Annotated in this window: 19 protein-coding genes; 8 read left to right on the top strand and 11 right to left on the bottom strand. The window is 71.8% G+C overall.

What is annotated here, in order from left to right; genetic code table 11:
• Positions 1–66: 66 nt before the first annotated feature.
• From EEY80_RS07060 to EEY80_RS07040, 5 genes are all read left to right on the top strand, one after another.
• Positions 67–420 (top strand): sarcosine oxidase subunit delta, encoded by a 354-nt coding sequence (locus EEY80_RS07060; RefSeq protein WP_126975892.1) that lies wholly within the window; start codon positions 67–69, stop codon positions 418–420.
• Positions 417–3,398 carry a sarcosine oxidase subunit alpha family protein gene (locus EEY80_RS07055; protein WP_126975891.1) on the top strand — a complete coding sequence of 994 codons (2,982 nt, stop codon included), beginning with the start codon at positions 417–419 and terminating at the stop codon, positions 3,396–3,398. The genes EEY80_RS07060 and EEY80_RS07055 overlap by 4 nt, the downstream gene beginning before the upstream one ends.
• Complete coding sequence (locus tag EEY80_RS07050) at positions 3,391–3,948, top strand: sarcosine oxidase subunit gamma (protein ID WP_126975890.1); 558 nt, start codon at positions 3,391–3,393, stop codon at positions 3,946–3,948. The genes EEY80_RS07055 and EEY80_RS07050 overlap by 8 nt, the downstream gene beginning before the upstream one ends.
• A 281-nt stretch (positions 3,949–4,229) precedes the next feature.
• Positions 4,230–4,832 (top strand): superoxide dismutase, encoded by a 603-nt coding sequence (locus tag EEY80_RS07045; protein ID WP_126975889.1) that lies wholly within the window; start codon positions 4,230–4,232, stop codon positions 4,830–4,832.
• 172 nt (positions 4,833–5,004) lie between these two features.
• The gene (locus tag EEY80_RS07040) at positions 5,005–5,463 is read left to right on the top strand and encodes a baeRF12 domain-containing protein (RefSeq protein ID WP_126975888.1); all 459 of its coding nucleotides are present in this window, start codon (positions 5,005–5,007) and stop codon (positions 5,461–5,463) included.
• A 22-nt stretch (positions 5,464–5,485) separates the two neighbouring features.
• Here EEY80_RS07040 and EEY80_RS07035 read toward each other — a convergent pair whose 3' ends face one another.
• Positions 5,486–6,043, bottom strand: coding sequence for an LOG family protein (locus tag EEY80_RS07035; protein WP_126975887.1), 558 nt, complete (start codon positions 6,041–6,043; stop codon positions 5,486–5,488).
• Between the two features lie 105 nt (positions 6,044–6,148).
• Here EEY80_RS07035 and EEY80_RS20400 point away from each other — a divergent pair, with 105 nt between their 5' ends.
• A complete protein-coding gene (locus tag EEY80_RS20400; RefSeq protein ID WP_235829736.1) occupies positions 6,149–7,759 on the top strand; it encodes a LysM peptidoglycan-binding domain-containing protein in 1,611 nt (536 codons plus the stop codon).
• Here the strand turns inward: EEY80_RS20400 and EEY80_RS07025 are convergent.
• The gene (locus EEY80_RS07025) at positions 7,728–8,123 is read right to left on the bottom strand and encodes an ArsR/SmtB family transcription factor (protein WP_126975886.1); all 396 of its coding nucleotides are present in this window, start codon (positions 8,121–8,123) and stop codon (positions 7,728–7,730) included. The two genes, EEY80_RS20400 and EEY80_RS07025, sit on opposite strands and share 32 nt — an antisense overlap.
• A gap of 110 nt (positions 8,124–8,233) precedes the next feature.
• On the opposite strand from EEY80_RS07025, the gene EEY80_RS07020 reads away from it, so the two are divergent.
• Positions 8,234–10,090 (top strand): ABCB family ABC transporter ATP-binding protein/permease, encoded by a 1,857-nt coding sequence (locus EEY80_RS07020; RefSeq protein WP_126975885.1) that lies wholly within the window; start codon positions 8,234–8,236, stop codon positions 10,088–10,090.
• Between the two features lie 133 nt (positions 10,091–10,223).
• Here the strand turns inward: EEY80_RS07020 and EEY80_RS07015 are convergent, their stop codons facing one another.
• The 4 genes from EEY80_RS07015 to EEY80_RS07000 all read right to left on the bottom strand — a co-directional run bounded on the left by EEY80_RS07015 (position 10,224) and on the right by EEY80_RS07000 (position 14,884).
• Entirely contained in the window at positions 10,224–12,197 is a 1,974-nt protein-coding gene (locus EEY80_RS07015) for a PhoX family protein (protein ID WP_126975884.1), read from the bottom strand.
• A gap of 115 nt (positions 12,198–12,312) precedes the next feature.
• Complete coding sequence (locus EEY80_RS07010) at positions 12,313–13,074, bottom strand: 2,3-dihydro-2,3-dihydroxybenzoate dehydrogenase (protein ID WP_126975883.1); 762 nt, start codon at positions 13,072–13,074, stop codon at positions 12,313–12,315.
• Complete coding sequence (locus tag EEY80_RS07005; protein WP_126975882.1) at positions 13,071–13,715, bottom strand: isochorismatase family protein; 645 nt, start codon at positions 13,713–13,715, stop codon at positions 13,071–13,073. The genes EEY80_RS07010 and EEY80_RS07005 overlap by 4 nt, the downstream gene beginning before the upstream one ends.
• Positions 13,712–14,884, bottom strand: coding sequence for an isochorismate synthase (locus tag EEY80_RS07000; RefSeq protein WP_126975881.1), 1,173 nt, complete (start codon positions 14,882–14,884; stop codon positions 13,712–13,714). Before EEY80_RS07000 ends, EEY80_RS07005 begins: the two co-directional genes overlap by 4 nt.
• A 335-nt stretch (positions 14,885–15,219) precedes the next feature.
• On the opposite strand from EEY80_RS07000, the gene EEY80_RS06995 reads away from it, so the two are divergent.
• The gene (locus tag EEY80_RS06995) at positions 15,220–16,656 is read left to right on the top strand and encodes an NAD-dependent succinate-semialdehyde dehydrogenase (RefSeq protein ID WP_126975880.1); all 1,437 of its coding nucleotides are present in this window, start codon (positions 15,220–15,222) and stop codon (positions 16,654–16,656) included.
• A gap of 43 nt (positions 16,657–16,699) precedes the next feature.
• Here EEY80_RS06995 and EEY80_RS06990 read toward each other — a convergent pair whose 3' ends face one another.
• From EEY80_RS06990 to EEY80_RS06970, 5 genes are all read right to left on the bottom strand, one after another.
• Positions 16,700–19,138, bottom strand: a complete 2,439-nt coding sequence (locus EEY80_RS06990; RefSeq protein ID WP_164738176.1) for an ATP-binding protein — start codon at positions 19,136–19,138, stop codon at positions 16,700–16,702.
• A gap of 21 nt (positions 19,139–19,159) precedes the next feature.
• Complete coding sequence (locus tag EEY80_RS06985; RefSeq protein WP_126975878.1) at positions 19,160–20,026, bottom strand: type II secretion system F family protein; 867 nt, start codon at positions 20,024–20,026, stop codon at positions 19,160–19,162.
• Complete coding sequence (locus EEY80_RS06980; protein ID WP_126975877.1) at positions 20,023–20,985, bottom strand: type II secretion system F family protein; 963 nt, start codon at positions 20,983–20,985, stop codon at positions 20,023–20,025. The genes EEY80_RS06985 and EEY80_RS06980 overlap by 4 nt, the downstream gene beginning before the upstream one ends.
• 1 nt (position 20,986) lies before the next feature.
• Complete coding sequence (locus EEY80_RS06975) at positions 20,987–22,465, bottom strand: CpaF family protein (protein WP_407920724.1); 1,479 nt, start codon at positions 22,463–22,465, stop codon at positions 20,987–20,989.
• Positions 22,466–22,467: 2 nt separating this feature from the next.
• Positions 22,468–23,352: AAA family ATPase (locus EEY80_RS06970; protein ID WP_164738175.1), on the bottom strand; the 885-nt coding region annotated here is incomplete at its 5' end.

Here is a 23,352-nt window from a genome sequence, read left to right as displayed (position 1 = left end):
TCAAATATCCCGCGGGGGTCCGGGGGCGCGAAGCCCCCGGCCTCGCCGCCAGACCGGACATCTGCCATGCTGATCCTGACCTGTCCCCATTGCGGCGTGACGGCCGAGGAAACCGAGCTTGCCCTTGGCGGCGAGGCGCATCTGAAGCGTTATGGCCCCGGCGACAGCGACGAGCAGTTCGAGGCCTACATGTTCGCCCGCAAGAACCCGAAGGGCGTGCATTTCGAACGCTGGCGCCATGCCTATGGCTGCGGCAAGTGGTTCATCGCCGCGCGCTGCACCGTCACGCTCGAGGTCTTCGGCACCTATCCCGCGCAGACCGCGCGGCCGCCGGCCGACCTGCTGGCCGCGATCCGCGCGAAACGGCCCTCGGCCGACCTGTCCGATTGGGACGCAGCAACCCCGGAGGACGCGCAATGAGCGCCCGCCTGAGCCGCGGCGGCCGGCTGATCGACCGCACGAAACCGCTGAGCTTCCGCTTCGACGGCAGGACGATGACGGGTTTCGCGGGCGACACGCTCGCCGCCTCGCTGCTGGCCAACGACCAGATGCTGGTCGGCCGGTCCTTCAAGTATCACCGCCCGCGCGGCATCGTCGCCTCCGGCCCCGAAGAGCCGAACGCGCTGGTCGGTCTGGGCGAGGGCGCGCGGTTCGAGCCGAACCAGCGCGCCACCACGACCGAGACCTTCGACGGCCTGACCGCGATCAGCCAGAACCGCTGGCCGACGCTCGACCTGGATGTGGGCGCGGTCAACGACGCGCTGGCCCGGTTCCTGCCCGCGGGCTTCTACTACAAGATGTTCATCCATCCCCGCCCGTTCTGGAAACATGTCTACGAACCCTTCATCCGCCAGTCGGCGGGGCTGGGCCGGGTGCCGCAGGGCGGCGATGCCGACCGCTATGAACAGGCCTATGCCTTCTGCGACCTGCTGGTGGCGGGGGGCGGCATCGCCGGGTTGACCGCGGCGCTGGCCGGGGCGCGGGCGGGGCAGCGGGTGATCCTGCTGGAACAGGCAGCGCATTGGGGCGGCCGGGCGCCGGTCGACGGCGCGGCGATCGACGGCCAGCCCGCGGCCGACTGGGTGGCGGGCACGGTGGCGGCGCTGGCGGCGATGCCGAACGTCACGATGCGGCTGCGCACCCAGGTGACCGGGCTTTACGACCACGGCTACGCGCTGGCGGGCGAGCGGATCGCCGACCACACGCCGGGCGACGGGCGGCCGCGCCAGCGGCTGTGGCGCATCCGCGCCGGGATGACCGTGGTGGCCGCGGGTGCGATCGAACGGCCGCTGTCCTTTGCCGGGAACGACCTGCCGGGGGTGATGCTGGCGGGCGCGGTGCGCGATTTCGTCGTGAACTGGGCGATCAGCCCCGGCGACCGCACGGTGATCGTCACCAACAACGACGACGCCTATCGCACGGCGCTGGCGCTGCTCGATGCCGGGCTGGTGGTGCCGGCGGTGATCGACGCGCGGGCCTCGGTCACCGGCGCGCTGCCGCAGGCGGTGCGGGCGCGCGGCGTGCGGGTGCTGGAGGGCCGCGCCGTGGCCAAGGTCAAGGGCGGCAAGCGCGTCGCCGGGGTCGCGATCTGCGCCCAGGCCGGGCAGGGCGCGGTGCTGGAGGAGATCGGCTGCGATGCCGTCGCCATGTCGGGCGGCTGGTCGCCCGCCGTGCATCTGTGGAGCCATTGCGGCGGCAAGCTGGTCTGGGACGAGACGCGGTCGATGTTCCGCCCCGATCCCGCCCGGCCGCCCACCGGCGATGCGGGCCAGCCGATCGCGGTGACGGCGGGCGCGGCCTCGGGCGCGCTGACCGCGGCCGACGTGCTGGCCGATGCCCATGCCGCCGCGGGCGGGCAGGGTCCGGCCCCCTCCGCCGCGGCGGATGACGAGGCGCCGATGGAGCCGGTCTGGATCATGCCGCAGGGCGCGGGTCCGGCGCTGAAGGCGAAGATGTGGCTCGACTACCAGAACGACGTGAAGGTGTCGGACGTGCAGCTGGCCGCGCGCGAGGGCTATGAAAGCGTCGAACATACCAAGCGCTACACCACGCTCGGCATGGCGACGGATCAGGGGAAACTCAGCAACATCAACGGTCTGGCGGTGCTTTCGGATGCGCTGCATCAACCGATCCCGGCCACCGGCACCACCACCTTCCGCCCGCCCTACACGCCCTTGACGCTGGGGGCGATCGGGGGCGAGGCGCGGGGCGAGATCTTCCAGCCCCTGCGCCGCACCCCGATCCACGACTGGCATCAGGCGCATGGCGTGGAATGGGAGCCGGTGGGCCTGTGGCGCCGTCCCTTCTGCTATCGCCGCCCCGGCGAAAGCAGCCACGAGGCGGTGAACCGCGAGGTGCGCAACACGCGCGAACGGCTGGGGCTGCTCGATGCCTCGACGCTGGGCAAGCTGGTGGTAAAGGGGCCGGATGCGGGGCGCTTCCTCGACATGCTCTACACCAACCTCATGTCCACGCTGCCGGTGGGCAAGTGCCGCTATGGGCTGATGTGTTCGGACAACGGCTTCCTGATCGACGACGGCGTGGTGGCCCGGCTGACCGAGGACACCTGGCTGTGCCACACCACCACCGGCGGGGCGGACCGCATCCACGCCCATATGGAAGACTGGCTGCAATGCGAATGGTGGGACTGGAAGGTCCATGTCGCCAACCTGACCGAGCAGTTCGCGCAGGTGGCGGTCGTGGGGCCCGAGGCGCGGCGGCTGCTGGAAAAGCTGGGCGGGATGGACGTGTCGAAGGCGGCGCTGCCCTTCATGACCTGGGCCGAGGGCCGGCTGGCCGGCATCCCGGCGCGGGTGTTCCGCATCTCCTTCTCGGGCGAGTTGTCCTATGAGGTCGCGATCCCGGCCAGCCGCGGCGCGGAATTCTGGGAAGCCTGCGTTGCGGCGGGGGCGGAATTCGGGCTGATGCCCTATGGCACCGAATGCCTGCACGTCCTGCGCGCCGAGAAGGGCTTCATCATGATCGGCGACGAAACCGACGGCACGGTGATCCCGCAGGATCTGGGGTTGGGCTGGGCGATCTCGAAGAAGAAGGCCGACTATCTGGGCAAGCGCGCGCAGGAGCGGTCGCACATGGCGGACCCGGCGCGCTGGCGGCTGGTGGGGCTGGAAACGCTCGACGGTTCGGTCCTGCCCGAAGGCGCCTATGCGGTGGCCGAGGGCACCAATGCCAACGGCCAGCGGCTGACGCAGGGGCGCGTCACCTCGACCTATTTCTCGCCCACCCTGGGACGGGGCATCGCCATGGGCCTCGTCCGCCACGGACCGGACCGGATGGGCGAGGTGCTCGACTTCCCCACCGTCGGCGGCAAGGTGGTGCAGGCGCGGATCGTCGATCAGGTCTTCTACGACCGGGAAGGAGCGAAGCAGGATGTCTGAACCGCAAAGCGCCCTGCCGGGCCGCCGCGCCGCCGGCTTCGCCACCGTGGCCGAGGCCGGGCTGCAGGGGATGATCACGCTGCGGGGCGATCTGGCCTCGCCCGTCCTGGCGGCGGCGGTGCAGCAGGCCACCGGCTGCGCCATGCCCGGGCCGCGCCGGATCGTGCAGGCGGGGGACCGCGCCGCCGCATGGATGTCGCCGGACGAACTGCTGCTGATCCTGCCCCATGCCGATGCGCCCGGGGCGGCGACCGCGCTGCAGGCGGCGCTGGCGGGCGAACATGCGCTGGTGGCCGAGGTGTCGGACGCACGGGCAATGTTCGCGGTGACGGGCGACAAGGCGGTGCAGGCGCTGGCCAAGCTGTTCCCGGTCGATTTCGCCGCGATGGAGCCGGACGAGATCCGCCGCAGCCGGATGGCGCAGGTCGCAGCCGCGCTGTGGCAGGCCGCGCCCGGCGACTGGCGCATCGTCTGCTTCCGCTCGGTCGCGGCCTATGCCTTCGGCCTGCTGGACAACGCGGTGCGGCCGGGGTCGGAGCTGACGGCGTGACGGAAGGGGGGCTGTCTGCCCCCCCTCTTGCGGCTGGCGCCGCAACTCACCCTCAGACGATATTTCGGTCAGGTGCAGGGGGACCAGGGCGTGCCGGCCATGTGCCGGCCGCCGCGCGGCGCCGGCGCAGCCGCCGCCCCCGCATCTGGCCTTGACCTCGGGAACCGGCCCCCGTCTAAAGACGTTGGCGACCGGTGCCCGACTTGCCGCCACCCGGCGGCGGATGGCGCGTGGCCGCGCCGCAGGATACCGACCGCACAACCGCGCGAAAGGACAGACAGATGGCTTTCACCCTTCCCGATCTTCCCTATGCCCATGACGCGCTGGCCGCGCTCGGCATGTCGAAGGAGACGATGGAGTATCACCACGACATCCACCACAAGGCCTATGTCGACAACGGCAACAAGCTGATCGCCGGCACCGAATGGGACGGCAAGACGGTGGAAGAGATCGTCAAGGGCACCTACCAGCCCGGCGCCGTGGCGCAGAACGGCATCTTCAACAATGCCAGCCAGCACTGGAACCACATGCAGTTCTGGGAGATGATGGGTCCGGGCGAGGCCAAGGCCATGCCGGGCGAGCTGGAAAAGGCCCTGACCGACAGCTTCGGTTCGGTCGACAAGTTCAAGGAAGAGTTCGCGGCGGCGGGCGCGGGCCAGTTCGGTTCGGGCTGGGCCTGGCTGGTGAAGGATGCCGATGGCGGCCTGAAGGTCACCAAGACCGAGAACGGCGTCAACCCGCTCTGCTTCGGCCAGACCGCCCTTCTGGGCTGCGACGTGTGGGAGCACAGCTATTACATCGACTTCCGCAACAAGCGTCCGGCCTATCTGACCAACTTCCTCGACAAGCTGGTCAACTGGGAAAACGTCGCCTCGCGCATGTGATCCATTTGGGCCGCGGGGGCTTCGGCCCCCCTGCCTTGCGGCCTTCGGGGCCCGCCGGATCCCGGCGGGCCCTTGCCATGTCCGGGTTCCGGCGGCGTGCCGCCCGGAACAGCGGGCCTGCCCCGCGGGTTGATCCCGGCAGCCCGTGTCCAGTCGCGGGCCAAGGAGGCACATGAAACGTCTGACCGATGGAACCTGGGTAGTGGTGGCCGATGGCCGCAAGGCGATGGTCTTCGACACCGAAGTCGCGGGGGGCACCCCGATGCTGCATGTCCGCGAGGAACAGGCGCAGTTCAATCCGCCGGACCGCGATCAGGCGACCGACCGCCCCGGCAGCGCCGGCAATCGCGGCGACGGCACCGGGTCCAGCATGGAAGAGACGGATTTCCAGCGGCAGGGCAAGGAACGCTTCGCCACCGATCTGGCCGACTGGCTGTATCACCGGGCGCATGAAGGCGCCTTCGACCGGCTGGTGATCGCCGCCCCGCCCGTCGTTCTGGGCGCGATGCGCCCGGCGCTGCACAAGGAGGTCAGCGACCGGGTTATCGCCGAGGTGCCAAAGACGCTGACCGGCCATCCGGTGCCGGACATCGCCCGCATCCTGGCCGCCGATCTCGCCGAAGCCGACTGACGGGCGGCCGCGGCGGCGGCGCTCAGGCCAGCGCCGCCGCCAGCCGCTGTTCCAGCGCCGCCACATCCTCCACCGGTTCCATGAAGCCCGCGAGGCTTTCCTCGGCGAAGCCATGGTCGATGACCGAGCGGGTCAGCGCCACCAGCGGCGACCAGTAGCCCGCGGTGTTCAGCAGCAGGATCGGCTTGCCATGCAGGCCGATCTGCCGCCAGGTCACCACCTCGAACAGCTCGTCCAGCGTGCCGGCCCCGCCCGGCAGCACCACGATGGCATCCGAGTTCATGTACATGACCTTCTTCCGCTCATGCATGTTCTCGGTGACGATGAAGGTCGAGATGTCGCGCTTGCCCTTCTCCTTCGACAGCAGGTGCACGGGGATCACCCCGAAGGTCTGGCCGCCCTCGGTCTGGGCGGCGCGCGCCACCTCGCCCATCAGTCCGATATCGCCCGCGCCATAGACCAGCCGCCAGCCGTTGCGCGCCAGCATCCGCCCGGTGGCCTGCGCCGCCTCGGTGAAGGCGGGGTCGCCGCCCGCGCGCGAGCCGCAGAAGACGCAGACGGAACGTGTGTAATTCGGCATCGCTCTTTCTCTATCCGGCTGGCGGACCAGCGTATCTTTGACCCCTGATACCGGGGTTGCTATGGTCTCTCAAGCGCGGTCGGCAACCGCGGCAGGGGGACTCGGATGGCAGCGGAAGGACCGGCGGGCGCGACGCCCGCCGACAGCGGCATGGCAGGCGGCGACGCCCGCGCAACGACGGGGCTGGGACCGGGGCTCGCGGCCGGCATTGCTGCGGGCGTGGTAGTCGCGGCGATCCTCGGCTTCTGGCTGATCCGGCCCGATGTGGAACCCGCACCTGCGACGACCGAGGCCGCGCCCGGTGCTGCCGATGTGGCGGAGGCGGGGTCCGAGGTGGCGGCTGCCCCGGCCGATGTCCGGGAACCGGTGCCGGCGGCTGCGCCCGAAGGGGCGGCTGCGCCCGAAGCTGCGACTGCGCCCGTGCCGGAAGCGGGGGCCGAACCTGCCGCAGAGACAGCAGCGGTCCTCTCCCCCGAGACGCCCGCAACGCCCGAGACGCCTGCCGAACCGACCGCAGCGCCGGCGGCGCCCTTGCCCGAATTCGACACGGTGCGCGCCGATGCCGAGGGCGGGGTGCAGGTGGCGGGCCGCGCCGCGCCCGGCGCCCGCGTCGCGCTGCTGGCGGACGGGGCCGAGGTGGCCAGCGGCGATACCAATGCGCGCGGCGATTTCGCGCTGCTGGCGGATGTGCCGCTGGCGGCGGCCCCGCGCGAGCTGCGGCTGCGGGTGACCGGCGCCGACGGGCAGGTCACCGAATCCGACCAGCGGGTGGTGCTGGCCCCCCGGACGGCACCGGAGACCGCGCCGGAGACTACACCGGTGCCGGGGCAGGTGGCCGCCGCCGCGCCGCCCGAAGCGGCCGCAACCGCCCTCGCCGAGGACCCGTCTGCCGCAGCCCCCGCACCCGAACCGCCCTCCGCCCTCGCACCCGCTGCCCCCGCGCCGGCAGAGGCGCCGACCGTGCTGCTGGCCGACCGCGCCGGCGTGTCGGTGCTGTCGCCCGCGCCGTTGGGAGAGAATGTCGTGGTCGACGCCATCGCCTATGACGCGGCGGGCGAGGTCACCCTAGCCGGCCGGGCGGGCGGCGGCGGCGAGGCGCGGGTCTATGTCGATGGCGGGCTGATCGCCTCGGCCCCGGTGGGGCCGGACGGGCGCTGGACCACCCGGCTGGCGGGGCTCGAATCCGGCATCTACACGCTGCGGGTCGATCAGGTCGGGCCGGATGGCAAGGTGCGGTCGCGGTTCGAGACGCCGTTCCAGCGCGAGGCGCCCGAGGTTCTCGCCGCCGCCATGGCGCGGGCGGCGCAGGACGTCGCGCAGACCGTGGGACAGGACAGCGCGCAGGCGGTCCCGGCCGAGGTCGCCGCCGCCGCGCCTGCCGCATCCCCCGCGCCCGTCGCCGCGGCCCCGGGCGCCGCTGCCCCGGCACTGGCCCCGGTGGCGCCCGCCGCCGTCACGGCCGCGCCTGCCGCGCCCGGCATCGCCTCCGGCGCACCGGCGGCAGAGACGCTCGCCCCGGCAGAGGCCGACCGGCTGCGCTTCGTGCAGATCACCGTGCAGCCGGGTTTCACCCTCTGGGGCATCGCCACCGAAAATTACGGCGACGGCTTTCAGTACGTCCGGCTGTTCGAGGCCAATCGCAGCCAGATCCGCGACCCGGACCTGATCTATCCCGGGCAGGTCTTCACCGTCCCGCGGGAGGTTCCGCCGGAATGACCAGCCCGGGGGCGGGGGCCGCGGGTCCCGTGCCGCCGGCGCATTCGCCCCGTGCCCGGCAGCAGGCGCGCACCTCGGGATGGTCGAGGCAGCAGTCGTTCAGCAGATAGCCGAAGGTCTGGCCGATGCCGCGAAAGCTGGCGGCATAAATCACGTTGCGCGATTCCCGGCGCGAGCTGACCAGCCCCGCCTGTTCCAGCGCGGCGAGGTGGAAGGACAGCCGCGAGGCCGCGATGCCGAGCCTGCGCCCGATCTCGCCCGCCGCCAGCCCTTTGTCGCCGGCCTCGACCAGCAGGCGCACGAGGTCCAGCCGCGTTTCGCTGGCCAGCGCCGCAAGCGCCGCGAGAACCTGTTTGCGCTCCATTCTTCAACTGCTCTTGAACGGTTGAACCTTCGCTACAACTAGGGTATCGGGACGGCGCGATCAACCACCGGGGCCAGCGCGCGCCGGAACCGCCCCGCGGGAGAGCACGAATGACCGACACGACACCCGAACCGACCGCCCGCCCGCGCGGCGCGGGGCTGCAGACCATGCGCCGCGTGGCGCCCTACCTGTGGCCGCCGGGGGACGAAAACCGCTGGATCCGGCGCCGGGTCACGCTGGCGCTGGCGGCGCTGGTGCTGGCGAAGGTCGTGTCGATCCTGACGCCGTTCCTCTACAAGGCAGCGGTGGACGGGCTGACGGGCGAGGCGCGCGACGACGGCTTCCTGCTGGCGGTGGGCGCGGTCGGGCTGACGGTCGCCTATGGCATGGCCCGGCTCGGGGCGGTGGCCTTCGGCGAATTGCGCGACGCGGTCTTCGTGCGGGTGGGGCAGCGGGCGCTGCGGCAGCTGGCGCTGGAAACCTTCACCCATATCCACGCGCTGTCGCTGCGCTATCACATCACCCGCAAGACCGGCGGGCTGAGCCGGATCATCGAGCGTGGGGTGAAGGGCGTCGACTTCCTGCTGCGCTTCATGCTGTTCTCGGTCGGGCCGCTGATCATCGAACTGGCGCTGGTGACGGTCGTCTTCGCCGTGGCCTTCGACATCTGGTATGCGCTGGTCGTGGTGGTGACGATCTGGGCCTATGTCACCTTCACCTTCAAGGTCACCGAATGGCGGGTGAAGATCCGCCAGCAGATGAACGACCAGGACACCGACGCGAACCAGAAGGCCATCGACAGCCTGCTGAACTTCGAGACGGTGAAGTATTTCGGCGCCGAGGGGCGCGAGGCCGGACGCTATGACCGCGCCATGCAGGGCTACGAGGTCGCGGCGGTGAAGACCGGGCAGAGCCTCGCCTTCCTGAACGCCGGTCAGGCGATGATCATTACCACGGGTCTGGTGATCGTCATGGTGATGGCGGCGCGGGGGGTGATGGCCGGGGTGCTGACCGTGGGCGATTTCGTCATGGTCAACGCCTACATGATCCAGATCACGCTGCCCCTGGGCTTCCTCGGCACCGTCTATCGCGAGATCCGGCAGGCGCTGGTCGACATGGGCGAGATGTTCGGGCTGCTCGGCCAGCCGGCCGAGGTGACGGATCGTCCCGGCGCGCCGGCGCTGCGGGTGACGGGGGGCGAGATCACGCTCGACCGGGTGGAGTTCGGCTATGACGCCGCCCGCCCGATCCTGAAGGGCGTGTCGCTGACCGTGCCCGCGGGGCAGACGGTGGCCATCGTCGGTCCCTCGGGCTCGGGCAAGTCCACCATCGGGCGGCTGCTGTTCCGCTTCTACGACGTGACCGGCGGCGCGATCCGCATCGACGGGCAGGACCTGCGCGAGGTGACGCAGCAAAGCCTGCACGATTCCATCGGCGTGGTGCCGCAGGACACGGTGCTGTTCAACGACACCATCTTCTACAACATCGCCTATGGCCGTCCCGATGCCAGCCGCGACGAGGTGCTGGCGGCGGCCCGGGCCGCGAAGATCCACGACTTCATCCTCGCGCTGCCCGAAGGCTATGACACCACCGTGGGCGAGCGCGGGCTGAAGCTGTCGGGCGGCGAGAAGCAGCGCGTCGGCATCGCCCGGACGCTGCTGAAGAACCCGCCGATCCTGCTTCTGGACGAGGCGACCTCGGCGCTCGACACCCAGACGGAACGCGACATCCAGGACTCCCTGCGCGCCATGGGCCGGGGCCGGACGGTCATCACCATCGCGCACCGGCTGTCCACCATCGCCGATGCCGACCTGATCGTGGTGCTGGAACAGGGCCGCATCGTCGAACAGGGCCGGCATGACGATCTGCTGCTGCGCGGCGGGCGCTATGCGGCGATGTGGGCGCGGCAATCGGCCGAGGAAGAGGCCGAGGAGGCGGCGGAAGACGCGGCCGAGGACGCGGCCTGACACGCGCACGGGGCAGCCGGCGCCGGGCACTCCAACGCCCGCTGCCGGTCCGCGCGCCCGCTGCGCTGCCTGAAACGGAACCGGCGGCGGCATCGCTGCCGCCGCCGGTCCTGTCGGTTCGGCCGGGGCCGGATCAGCCGATGCGGCCGCCGCCCTGCCGGGTGATCGCCACGACAGCCGGGCGCACCGGCATCGCGTCGTCGAAATCCGGCCAGCGGGTCGACAGGTCCTCGTAATAGGACGGGCGGCCATGGCCTTCCCAGTCGTCGCCGCCGTCGCCCGGGTGCTGCACCGCGACGAACATGGTGGTCATGTCCGGGGTCGGGCAGGGGCCGCACATCTCGCCGCCGACCGGCACGCGGTAGAACAGGCGCGAGGTGCCCCGCGCGTCGCCTTCGGTATCGACCGCCCACAGGCCGTCGGTGCGGCCGGTGGATTCGTTGCTGTTGCCATCGGTCGACACCCACAGGCGGCCGTCGGCGTCCACGGCGGCGTTGTCGGGCATCCCGAACCAGCCGTTCCGGGTCGTTTCGGTCGAGAAGGTCGCGCCGACCTCCGCGACAGACGGATCGCCGCATTGCAGCAGGATTTCCCAGCGGCCGCCGGTCGCGGTGAAGTCCTGGTTGTCCTCGAGGATCTCGATGATATGGCCGAAGGCGTTGTCCACGCGCGGGTTGGCGGCATTCGCCTCTTCGCGGCGGGTGTTGTTGGTCAGCATGACATAGGCGCGGCCCGTGGTCGGGTTCGGCTGGATGTCCTCGGGGCGGTCCATCGGCGTCGCGCCCAGCAGGTCGGCGGCGCGGCGGGTTTCGATCAGCACATCCGCCTGGCTGTCGAAGCCGTTCTCGGCGGTCAGCGGGCCTTCGCCATGCACCAGCGGCATCCAGACCATCGTGCCGTCCTCGTCGAAGCGCGCGACATAGAGCGTGCCTTCGTCGAGAAGGTCCATGTTGGCGGCGCGGTCGTCGGGGTTGTAGGCGCCGGCGGTCACGAACTTGTAGACATAGTCGAAGCGTTCGTCATCGCCGAGGTAGAACACGACGCGGCCATCCGCGGCCACGACGCTTTCGGCGCCCTCATGCTTGAACCGGCCGAGCGCGGTGCGCTTCTTCGGCACCGAGGTCGGGTCCATCACGTCGACCTCGACGACCCAGCCGAAGCGGTTCGGCTCGTTCGGCTCCTGGCCGATGTCGAAGCGGGTCTCGTAGCGGCCCCACTGGTAGTCGCCGCCGGGCACGCCCAGACGGTCGTAGTTGGCGGCTTCGCGGTGATCCGCCGGCAGTTCCCCCATGAAATAGCCGTGGATGTTCTCCTCGGCCATGATGTAGGTGCCCCACGGGGTCACGCCGCCGGCGCAGTTGTTGATCGTGCCATAGACGGTGCGGCCTTCGGCATCGGCCGAGGTGCGCAGACGCTCGTGGCCGGCGGCGGGGCCGCTCAGCTGCATCCGGGTCTTGGCGGTGATGCGGCGGTTCAGCGGCGCGTCGAGAACCGGCGTCCACTTGCCGTTTTCCTTGCGGATCTCGATGATGGTGCCGCCATGCGCGGCCATCTCGATGCCCACGCGCTCGGCGGTGGCGTCGGCGACGGTGATCTTGCCGTCCTGCAGGGTGACGATGCCCGGGAACATCAGGTGTTCGTTGGTGTATTCGTGGTTCACGACCAGCAGGCCGCGATCGGTGGCGCCGTCCAGCGGGATGAAGCCCACGAAGTCGTTGTTATAGCCGAACTGGCGTTCCTGCGCGGCTTCGGACTGCGCGGTCGGGTCGAATTCGGGCGCGTCGGCAAAGACCTTGTCGCCCCAGCGCAGCAGGATGTCGGCGTCATAGCCTTCGGCGACGTGATGGTTGGCGTCCACGCCGGCCTCGACCTCGGGGAAGTCGAAGACGGAACCGGTGCCCTGCGCGCGCGCCTCGTCGGCGGCGATCAGCGCCAGCGGCGACACGGTGGCGGCGATGGCGGCGGTGGCCATCGAGCGCTGCAGGAAACCGCGGCGCGAGAAGCGGGCAGTGATGATGTCGCCCATGGTCGGGTTACCGGTCGGGTTCAGACCGGGACCGTCGGCCTCCTCGAGCCTCGAGGTGCGGAAAATCTGGCGCTGGTTCATGGTGATGTCCCCTGGCTTGGTTGCTTGGCAGGGGAGCTATAGCCGCCGAATGTCACAGTATAACAACACGACGGCCTGTGCCGGCGGAGCTTCGCCGGGGCATCATCCGCCGGGACTATCCCCGCAGCGTGGCGCCGCCATCGACATAAAGATCGGCCATGGTGACATGCGCCGCCCGGTCCGAGGCGAGATAGACCACCGCATCGGCCACATCCTCGGGCCGGGCGATCCTGCCCAGCGGGATGCCGGTGCGGAAGGTTTCGGGCGATCCGGCGATCACCCGGTCGCCGCCCGAGGCATCCGCCCACATGCCGGTCTGCATCGGCGTCAGCGTCGATCCGGGCGCCACGATGTTGCAGCGCACCCCGAAGGGCGCCAGTTCCAGCCCGAGGCAGCGGGTGAACATCGTTGCCGCCGCCTTCGAGGCCGCATAGGCCGCCATGCCGTGCCGGGGGATGCCGGCGGCGTTGGAGCTGACGACGACGATGGCGCCGCGGCGGCGGGCCTGCATCGGCCCGGCCAGCGCCCGGCAGACATGGAAGACGCCGTCGCAATTGACCGCGAAGACCCGGCGCCAGTCGGCATCGCCGGTATCGGCCACCAGCCCGGTCGCCAGCACCCCGGCCAGCGACACGCCGATATCGAGGGGGCCGATCTCCGCCTCGACCCGCGCCACCAGTGCGGCGACGGCGGCGCTGTCGGTCACGTCCAGGGCCAGGCTGTGGCGCGCGCCGGCGATCGGCTCGGCGGGCAGGGCGCGGTCGGTGGCGATCACCTCCACCCCCTCGGCCGCCAGCGCCGCCACCGTGGCGCGGCCGATGCCGCCGCCTGCGCCCGTGACCAGCGCCCGCCGACCCTGCAGCCCGAATCCCGTCACAGCAGCGCCTCCACCTGATCCGTCATCATCGGCACCCCGCAGATCTCCGCCACCCAGGACAGGGCCATGTCATGCCGGTCGCGGCTGAAATCGGCCAGCGCGTCGGCCACGAAGAAGGGCTCGATATCCCGCATGAAGGCCTCGGCGGCGGTCAGCATGCAGCCGATATGGGCATAGAGGCCGCAGACGATCAGCTGGTCGCGCCCCCGCGCCCGCATCAGCGGTTCGAGGTTCGACCGCTGGAAGGCGCTGTAACGATGCTTGACCAGCACATGATCGCCCGGGGCGGGGGCCAGCGCCGGCAGGATCGCCTCTGCGCCCTCCGCCTGCATCCCCGGCCCCCACAGGTCCGCCTGCAGCCCCCGGTCGCGGCGGTCCTGCCGCAGCTCCTGCGCGGTATAGAAGACCGGCACCCCCGCCGCCCGCGCCGCCGCCAGCAGCCGCGCGATATGGGCGATGGCGGGGGCGAGAGGGCTGTCGCCCTGCGGGTAGGGGGCGCAGAAATAGGCTTGCATGTCATGGACCAGCAGCGCCGCCCGCGCCCGGTCCAGCCGGAAGGGCGCACGGGGCGCGGGCAGGTCGGCCGCCGCAGGCAGCGGATAGGCGGCGATGGCGGGCAACCGCCGTGGCGTGTCGGTCATGGGGTCCCTCCGGTTTCTGCCGGGGGAAGACCCAGCCCCGCCAGAAGCGCCGCGAATTTGGCCTGCGTTTCGGCCCGTTCCGCCTCGGGGTCCGATCCCGCGACGATGCCCGCCCCGGCGAAGAGCCGCGCCGCGCGCCCCGCCAACTCGGCGCAGCGGATCGCCACGAACCAGTCGCCGTCGCCATCCGCGCCGCACCAGCCCACCGCCCCGGCATAGAAGCCGCGCGGCACCGGTTCCAGCCGCGCGATCTCGGCCGCTGCCCTGTCGCGGGGCAGGCCGCAGACGGCGGGCGTCGGATGCAGCGCGGCGGCGATCAGCGCCGCGGGCAGGTCCGGGTCGCGCAGCTCGCCCGCGATCCGGGTGCCGAGATGCCACATGCTGCGCGTGGCCGTGGGCCGCGTGCCCTCGGGGCAGTCGAGCGTGCGGCACAGGGGCGCGAGCGTATCGAGGATGAATTCCACCACCAGCGCATGTTCGCGGCGGTCCTTGTCGGACCGGGCCAGCGCCGCCGCCGCGGCCCGGTCGTCGCCGGGATCGGCGGCGCGGGGCCGCGAACCGGCGAGGGGATGCGAGGCGACCTGTGCGCCCCGCTTGCGGACCAGCAGTTCCGGCGTCGCCCCGACAAGATGGCGCGGCCCGCCGTCGCGACCGGGCAGGCGGGCCAGGAAGACGGCGGCGGCGGGGTCGAGCGCCAGCCGGGCCAGCACCGCGGCAAGGTCGATGGGGGCGGGCGCGCGGGCGGTCAGGCTGCGGGCCAGCACCAGCTTGCGCAGTGCCCCGGTGCCGATGATCCGCAACGCCGCCGCCACGCTGGCGGCATAGTCCGCGCCCGGGGGCTCTTCCCGCAGTGTCCAGCCGCCGGGCGCGGCGACCGGTTCCGGCGCGGTCCTCGCCGCCAGCGGGCCGGCGGACCACTGGCGGCTCAGCCACAGCGCATCGGCCGCCGCCGTATCGAAGGGCAGGGTGCCCCCGACGATGCCGCACGGCCCGGTTTCGGCAAAGGCCGCGGCAAGGCGGGCGCCCAGATCGGCCGCCCCGCCGGGGGGCAGCGGCTGCGCATCTGGCCCGGCGATGCGCGCGGCGTCACCAGCCAGAAGGGCGAAGGCGGGCATCGGGGCGGGCGACAGGGTCGCGGAATCGGCGGGAAAGGCAGGGGTCACGGTCATCGCTTCACTTTCGCTGGCCGCGGCGGCAATCGCGGCGGGACGGCTGAAGGCGAGCGTCTGGCGTGTCCGCGCCGTCTGTAGACCGGCCGGCGGCGATCTTCAAGACCGGCGGGCCGGTTGCCCGGCGGGTCGGCCATCCCGCGCCGCCGCGCATCGGGACGGTGCGGGAAACGACGCATCGCGGCCGCAAGTTGCGCTCGCACCCGTTCCCGCGCCGGCGTAAGACTTGCCGCGACGGGGCGGCCCGGGGCGGGCGGCAGCCCGGAGCGACGCGCCGGCGGCGGGCGCCCCGCCCTGCACCCCGCCGCAGATGACCCGGCCAGAGGAGACGACAGATGCAAAGCTATCCCGACACGCTGCTTCATATCGACGGCGCCTGGCGCCCGGCCGCGGATGGCCGCAGCCTTCCGGTCTTCGATCCCGCCACCGGGGCCGAGATCGGCCGCATTCCCCATGCGGGCCGGGCCGATATGGACGCGGCGCTGGCGGCGGCGGAGCGCGGCTTCGCGGTCTGGCGCAAGACCTCGGCCCATGACCGCGCGGGCCTGATGCGCAAGGCAGCGGCCCTGCTGCGGGAACGGGCGGAGGACATCGCCTGGATCATGACGCGCGAACAGGGCAAGCCGCTGGCGCAATCGCGGATGGAGGCGATGGCGGGCGCGGATGTCATCGACTGGTTCGCAGGCGAGGCGCCGCGCGCCTATGGGCAGGTGATCCCCGCCCGGGCGCCGGGGGTGACGCAGATGACGGTGAAGGTGCCGGTGGGGCCGGTCGCGGCCTTCACGCCCTGGAACTTCCCCATCAACCAGGTGGTGCGCAAGCTGTCGGCGGCGCTGGCCGCGGGCTGTTCGATCATCGTCAAGGCGCCCGAGGAAACCCCGGCCTCGCCCGCGGAACTGATCCGCTGCTTCGCCGATGCGGGCGTGCCGGCGGGGGTGATCGGGCTGCTCTATGGGGTCCCGGCCGAGATCTCGGAATACCTGATCCCGCATCCGGTGATCCGCAAGGTCACCTTCACCGGATCGACCCCGGTCGGCAAGCATCTGGCGGCGCTGGCGGGCCAGCACATGAAGCGCGCCACGATGGAACTGGGCGGCCATGCGCCGGTGATCGTCACCGCCGATGCCGATATCGGCAAGGCGGTGGCGACGATGGCCGCGCACAAGTTCCGCAATGCCGGGCAGGTCTGCGTCTCGCCCACCCGCTTCCTGGTCGAGGCGCCGGTGGCCGACGGCTTCATCGACGGCTTCGTCAGGGCGGCCGAGGCGGTGAAGGTCGGAAGCGGGCTCGACAGCGGCGTCGACATGGGTCCTCTGGCCAATGACCGGCGCATCCCGGCGCTGGAGGCGCTGGTGGCGGACGCGGTAGAGCAGGGCGGGCGGCTGATGACCGGCGGCCGGCGGATCGGCAACGAGGGCTGGTTCTATGAACCCACGGTGCTGGCCGATGTGCCGGCCTCGGCGCGGATCATGAACGAGGAACCCTTCGGCCCGGTCGCGGTGATCAACCGCGTGGACTCGCTCGACGCGGCGATTGCCGAGGCGAACCGGCTGCCCTTCGGCCTGGCCGCCTATGCCTGGACCGGCTCTGCCAGGGCGGCGCAGCGGATCGCGGCCGAGGTCGAGGCGGGTATGACCACGATCAACCATCTGGGGCTGGCCCTGCCCGAGGTGCCCTTCGGCGGCATCAAGGATTCGGGCTATGGCACCGAAGGCGGGTCCGAGGCGATCGAGGCCTATTTCGACACCCGCTTCGTCACCCGGCTGGACTGAATCGACCTGTCCGGGCGGCGGTCGCCGCCGCCCGCCGCATCCGTCAGGCGGGCACCGGCTCCGCCTCGCCCAGCAGGTCGCGGGCGATGGCCTGGATCTGGATGAAGCTCAGCGGCTTCTCGACCGCGATATTCGCGCCCGCGGCCTCCAGCTCCTCGCATTCCGCGCCCATGGTCGAGGCGGTGATGCCCACCACCGGCACCCGGCGGTCGAGCTTGCGGATCTCGGCCACCATCTCGCTGCCGGTCATGCCGGGCAGCAGCTGGTCGACGAAGATCATGTCCGGGCGCTGACGGCTGAACGCCTCCAGCCCCTCGGTCCCGGTTTCCACCCACCAGACCTGGCCGAACAGCTTGCCCAGCCGGCTGGCGGTGATCTCGCCCACCAGGCGGTTGTCCTCGACCAGAAGCGCGCTCAGCCCCGGATAGGCGAGGTCGCTTTCGGGCGCGGGGGCGGGGTCCGCCTCGGGCGCGGGGGGTAGGTCGGCCAGCCGCGCCGGATGGGTCAGCACGAAGATCGACCCCGGCCGCGCGGGGGCATCGTCCGCCGCCGGCTGCAGCACCAGATCGCCGCCCATCAGCCGCATCGCCCGCCGCGCGGTGTACAGGCCCAAGCCCGCCCCCGCCGCGCTGTTGCCGGTGGAACTCGCCTCGCCGTCGAAGGGCTCGAACAGGCTGTCGCGGCGGGCGGGCGGGATGCCGATGCCGTCATCGGCCACCTGCCAGGTGACGGTGGCGGCATGTTCGTCGCGCAGCGTCACGAAGCCGGTCAGGGTGACGGTGCTGGCGCGGGAATGCAGGATCGCGTTGTGCACCAGCTTCGTCAGGGCGATCAGCACCCGCGCCTGATCGCCCTGCAGGGGCAGGTCCGACAGCTGCGACAGGTCCAGCCGCAGCGCGATGCCGTTCGCGGCCGCCGCACCGCCGAAGGTTTCCATCAGGTGCAACCCGATCTCGCGCAGGGCGAAGACGTTGCGCTGCATGCCCTCGTTGCCCACCCGCAGGTCGTCGAGGATGGCGACCAGCCGGGCGAGCGTCGCCTCGAAGCTGATCGACACGTCGTTCCAGCTGGCGCCCGACTTCAGTTCCTCGGTCATCATCGACAGGATCGCCACCGGGGTGCGCAGCTCGTGCGAGGCGATGGACAGCAGCCGCTCCTCGCGCAGCAGGGCCTGCGCCAGCTGCGTTTCCAGCCGCGCCGCCCTCTGCCGCCACTGCAGGCTTTCGTCGAGGCTCGACAGTCCCAGCCAGCCGCGCTGCCCCTGCACGGCGAGGATCGACACCACCACCGGGCGCGGGCTGCCCGCGGGCGGCGGCAGGTCCATCGTCATCCGGGGCTGGGCGGCGGCGGCCTGCGCGGCGCCCGGCTGCTGCAGGCGGCGCAGCAGTTCCAGCACGTCGGCGAAATTCGCGGCGCCGAAGAATTCGGTGAAGGTCATCTCGGGCGCGGGGCCGTTGCCGTCGATCTGCAGCGGAAAGCGCACCCGCCGCCGGTCGAGGTCCAGTTCGGCGAGCCAGGCCTGCGCCTGCGCCTGAAAGCCCGCGGTGGTGCCGGGGGCGAGGTCGCGGGCCGCGCCGCCCTCGGGATAGGCCAGCCGCAGCCCGAGGATCAGCAGCGACAGCAACAGCAGCCCCAGCCCCAGCGCGACCAAGGGGCCGGTCGTCGGCACATGAACCTCGGACACCAGCGCCGCCACGACCGGCAATTGCCCCGCCATCGCGCAGGCCACGACCGGCGCGCCGATGCGCCGGCGGGTCAGGATCTGCAGCACCAGCAGCCCGACCAGCATCAGCCCGGTGATCGACAGCAGCCCCGGGGGCAGGCCCTCGGGCGCGCCGCGCATCCGCAGGTCGAAGAAGATCGCGGTGCCGGTGCCGGCAAGCGTCGCCACCGTCAGCGCCGCGCGGCGGGTGGGGCGGTCGGCGGGCAGCCGTTCGCCGGCGATCGCCGCGAATTGCGCCATGGTCAGCACATGCAGCGCGGCCAGCAGGGTCTCGGCCAGTTCGGCGGGCGGGGGCAGGCGGCCGAAGACCACGCCCTCGCCCCCGCGCCACAGGGCGAGGAACAGCACCAGGCCGGCCGCCCGCAGCGCCAGCCCCAGGGCGGTGGCCCGGGTGCCGAGCCGGCCCAGCCGGTGGTCGATGCGATCCACCCGCGCGAACAGCCATGCCGCCGCCATGCCCAGCAGATAGGCGATGGCGGTCTCGATCTCGCGCGTCGCGCTGGCGCTGCGGACGAGGGAGTGCCACAGCACGATGCCCGCGCCGGCGAGGATCAGCGCCGCCAGCGTCAGCCGGGGCAGCCCGCCCGACTGGCGTTGCAGCTTGAACAGCGTCACCCCCAGCACGAGGCCCGTGGCCAGCGCCAGCCCCCGCGGCTCGGTCGCGCCGGACAGGGCGGCGGCGGCCAGTACCGTCAGCCCGAAGGCGAGGGCCAGCGGGGTCTGGGTGGGGGCGAGGCGCGGCGCGGTGGCAAGGGACATGGCCACGTCAGGGGGTTCCCGTCACTTGAAGGAATCGAGGATGCGGATGACGGCGGGGGTGATCAGCAGGATCAGCAGCGGCGGCACGGTGAAGATCATCGTGCCGAGGGTCATCTTGGTGGGCAGGACATTGGCGCGCTCCTCGATCCGGCGGATGCGGCGGTCGCGCAGGTCGGCGGCATAGACGCGCAGCGTCTGCGCCACCGGCGTGCCCAGCGTCGCGCTTTGCACCACCAGCGCCGCGAACGAGCGCAGATCCTCGTTGTCGGTGTCCTGCGCCATCCGCAGGAAGGCCTGTTCCCGGTCGGCCCCCGCCGCCAGCGCCTCGGTCGCGCGGGCGAAGGCGAGCGCAAGGTCGGGATGGATCGGCGCCAGTTCGCGGGCGGTCCGCTGCACGCTCTGGTCCAGCGACTGTCCGGCCTCGACGCAGATCAGCATCAGGTCCAGCGCGTCGGGCAGGCCCAGCTCGATCCGGCGGCGATAGGCGGCGCGGCGGCGGTCGACGACCAGCGTGGGGACCAGATAGCCGACGAGGAAGCCGAGGAAGACCAGTGCCAGCCGCAGCGGCGCGGCCAGCCCCGACAGCAGCGGCAGCAGCGCCACCGCCAGCGCGGCGAGCGCCGCCCCGGCCAGCGCCGCCGCCAGCTTCGCCAGCACGAAGACCTGCGGCGCGGCGGGATGGCCGAAACCCGCCTGGATCAGCTGGCGGCGCAGTTCCGACAGGGTTTCGGGCTGCGGGGCCGAGATCAGCGGTTCCGGCCGCGGCGGGCGGGCCGCCTGCGCCGCCGCCGTGCCGCGCGCCGCAAGGATCAGGCCCGCCGCGGCCAGCACCAGCCCCGCGGCGAAGGCCAGGAACAGAAGCAGCGCGGGCGAGGCGACAGGCGTCATTCGAACCGCACCATCCGCTGCATGAAGAGGATGTTCAGCACCAGCAGGAACCCGACGATGCCCAGCATCGGCCAGAAGAAGGGCCGCCCGACGATCGTGTCGAAATAGGCGGGGTTGATCACCCAGATCAGCCCCGCCGCCACCAGCGGGAAGGCCGACAGGAACCGGCCGGACCATTTCGCCTCGGCGGTCATGGCAGAGATCTTGCGCGCCAGCTGCTGGCGCTGCCGGGCCAGCGCCGACAGCCGGTCCAGCACCTCCGCGAGGTTGCCGCCGGCCGCATACTGGATCGCCACGGCGGTGGCGAGAAAGCGCAGGTTCTGGCTGCGGCAGCGTTCGGCCAGTTCCCGCAGCGCCGTCACCACATCCTTGCCGAAGCTGACCTGTTCGGCGGCCTTGGTGAACTCTTCCGCGATCGGCCCGGTCAGGTCGCGCCCCGCCACCTGGATCGAGGCCGAGATCGGCGAGCCCACGCGCAGCGCCCGCACCATGATGTCCAGCGCCTCGGGCACCTTCGCCTCGATCAGCCGCAGCCGCCGGCGGTGCCGCCAGCGGATCACCAGCACCAGCGTCAGCACCGCCGCCAGTGCCAGCGCCGCCGCCGCCAGAGCGATCCCGATGCCCAGCATCCGGTTCACCGCCAGCACCCCCAGACCCAGCCCCATTGCCAGCATGAGACCCGCGAAGGGCGGCAGGTCGGCGCGGAAGGCCGCGACGGCATCGGGCGTCACGTCGGTCAGTTCGGCGAGCCAGCCGCCGCGCGACACCGGCCGCAGCACCGGCGCGGCCCCGCCCGCCGGCACCGCCACGCGCCGCCGCTCGATGCCCCGGCCCGAAAACCGCTGCTCGACCCGCCGCCGGTCGCGCGCCGCCCGGTCCAACAGCGCCACGACCATCGCCGCCGCCAGCGCCGCAAGACCGAGCGCGAGGGCGAGGCTGAGGAAGGCGGAGGGTCCCATCTCAGCCCCCGAAGACGTCGGCGGGCAGCCGGATGTTCCAGCGCTTGAAGCGGTCGGCATAATGCGACCGGATGCCGGAGGCGACGAAATGCCCCTCGACCCGGCCATCCGGGCTGACGCCGGTATGTTCGAAGTAGAACAGTTCCTGCATCGTCAGCACGTCGCCCTCGCAGCCCACCACCTCGGTCAGCGACACGATGCGGCGGGTGCCGTCCTGCAGGCGGCTGACCTGCACGATCAGGTTGACGGCGCTGGCGATCTGGCGGCGCAGCGCCCCCAGCGGGATCTCGATCCCCGCCATGGCCACCATGTTCTCCAGCCGGCTGGTCGCGTCGCGGGCGCTGTTGGCATGGATGGTGGTCATCGACCCGTCATGGCCGGTGTTCATCGCCTGCAGCATGTCGATCACCTCGTCGCCGCGCGTCTCGCCGACGATGATCCGGTCGGGCCGCATCCGGAGCGCGTTCCTCAGGCAGTCGCGCTGCGTCACCGCGCCCTTGCCCTCGACATTGGCGGGGCGGCTTTCCATCCGCCCGACATGGGCCTGCTGCAGCTGCAGTTCGGCGGTATCCTCGATGGTCAGCACCCGTTCGCGCCGCCCGATATAGGCCGACAGCGCGTTCAGGAGCGTGGTCTTCCCCGATCCGGTGCCGCCCGAGATGATGATGTTCATCCGCGCCGTCACCGCCGCGCGCAGATAGGCCGCCATCTTCTCGCTGCAGGCGTCGAACAGCACCAGCTGGTCGAGGCTCAGCTTGTCCTTCTTGAACTTGCGGATCGACACCAGCGTGCCGTCGAGCGCAATGGGCGCGATGATCGCGTTCAGCCGCGACCCGTCGGGCAGGCGGGCATCGACATAGGGGGTGGATTCGTCCAGCCGCCGCCCGGTCATCGCGACGATCTTCTGCAGGATGCGGCGCAGATGCGCCTCGTTCTGGAAGGACACGTCGGTGACTTCGAGAATGCCGTTCTGTTCGACGAAGACCTGTTCCGGCCCGTTGATCAGGATGTCGGAAATGCTGTCGTCCTTGATCAGGATTTCCAGCGGCCCGAGGCCCATCACCTCGTAATAGAGGTCGTCGATGATCTGGTCGCGGTCCGACCGGCTGAGGGCGATGGCCTGCTGCGGCACCAGCGCCCGGACGATGTTGCCGATCTCGGTCTTGATCTCGGCCTCGTTGGCCTGCACCAGCGCGGACAGGTTGAAGGTTTCCAGCAGTTGCGCATGGGCCTGCTGGCGCAGGTCGGCCAGCTTGCGGCGGCGGGCGCGGGCGGCCTCGGCCTCGGCGGCGTCGTCAGTGCGGGGGGCCGCGCCCGGCCCGCCCGACATCCGGTCCTCCATGGTCCGGTGCGCCATGAACTCGCGCATCCGGCGGGCGGCGTCCTCCGCCTCGCCGGAGGGCGGCGCGGCCTCGCGTTGCGCCGGGGGCGCCTCGTCATAGCCGAACTCGCCGAAACTTTGCCGATACTTGTCAAAGATGCTCATGCCCGGGATCCTTGCGGCGCCAGAAGGCCTGCGCCGCGCGCTTCGGCCGCAGTGCGGTGGTCCGCCGCCAGCCGGTCGGCCAGGGCGGCGACCTGCCGTCGCAGCGGGTTGGCCGCCGCCAGCTCTGCAAGCGGCGTGCCGAGATCGCAGGCGGCCGACACCTCGACGCCGCCATCGACGAACCGTTCGGCGAAGGGCCGGCCCAGTCCCTGTTCGAAGCTGGCGATGTTGCGCTGCAGTTCGGGCGGCAGCCGCCGCTGCGGCAGGCGGTTGAGGCAGTGCACCATCCGGCCCGGCGGCAGCCGCGCCCCGGACAGCAGCGCCATCAGCTTGCGCGCGTTCTGGGCCGAGCGCACGTCCGGCAGGCTGACGCAATAGACCCTGTCCGCCTCGACATACGCGCGGTCCGACCAGTCGGCCAGCGCGTGCGGCATGTCGATCACCACCACCCGCGCCACCGCCCGGGCGCAGCCGATCAGCCGGCTGACCGACTCCTCGTCGATGGCGTCCAGCGGCAGCACCTCGTCCGGCGCGGGGAATACCTTCAGGCCCGGCGCCGCCTCGACCAGGCAGCTGCGGAAGGCGTCGGTGTCCAGACGGGTCAGGTTGCGATAGGCATCGGCCACCTGCGAGGGCGCGCGCAGGTCCAGATAGGTCGCCACCCCGCCGAATTGCGGATCGAGGTCCAGCAGGCAGGTTTCCAGCCCCAGCCGCGCCAGTTCGGCCGCCAGCGTCACCGCCAGCGTCGTGGCCCCGGCGCCGCCGCAGGTGCCCTGGAAGGCCAGGACCGACAGGGGGCCGGGCGGCGCCGGGTCCGCCCCGCCACTGTCCCCCTCGGGCCGCCCGCGCCGGCCGAGCCCCAGCCGCCCGCGCAGCCCGGC

The organism is Frigidibacter oleivorans, assembly GCF_003993775.1.
Taxonomy (GTDB): Bacteria; Pseudomonadota; Alphaproteobacteria; order Rhodobacterales; family Rhodobacteraceae; genus Frigidibacter; species Frigidibacter oleivorans.
The sequence above is the reverse complement of the archived record's forward strand: the minus strand, read 5'-3'. Positions and strand labels throughout refer to the sequence as shown.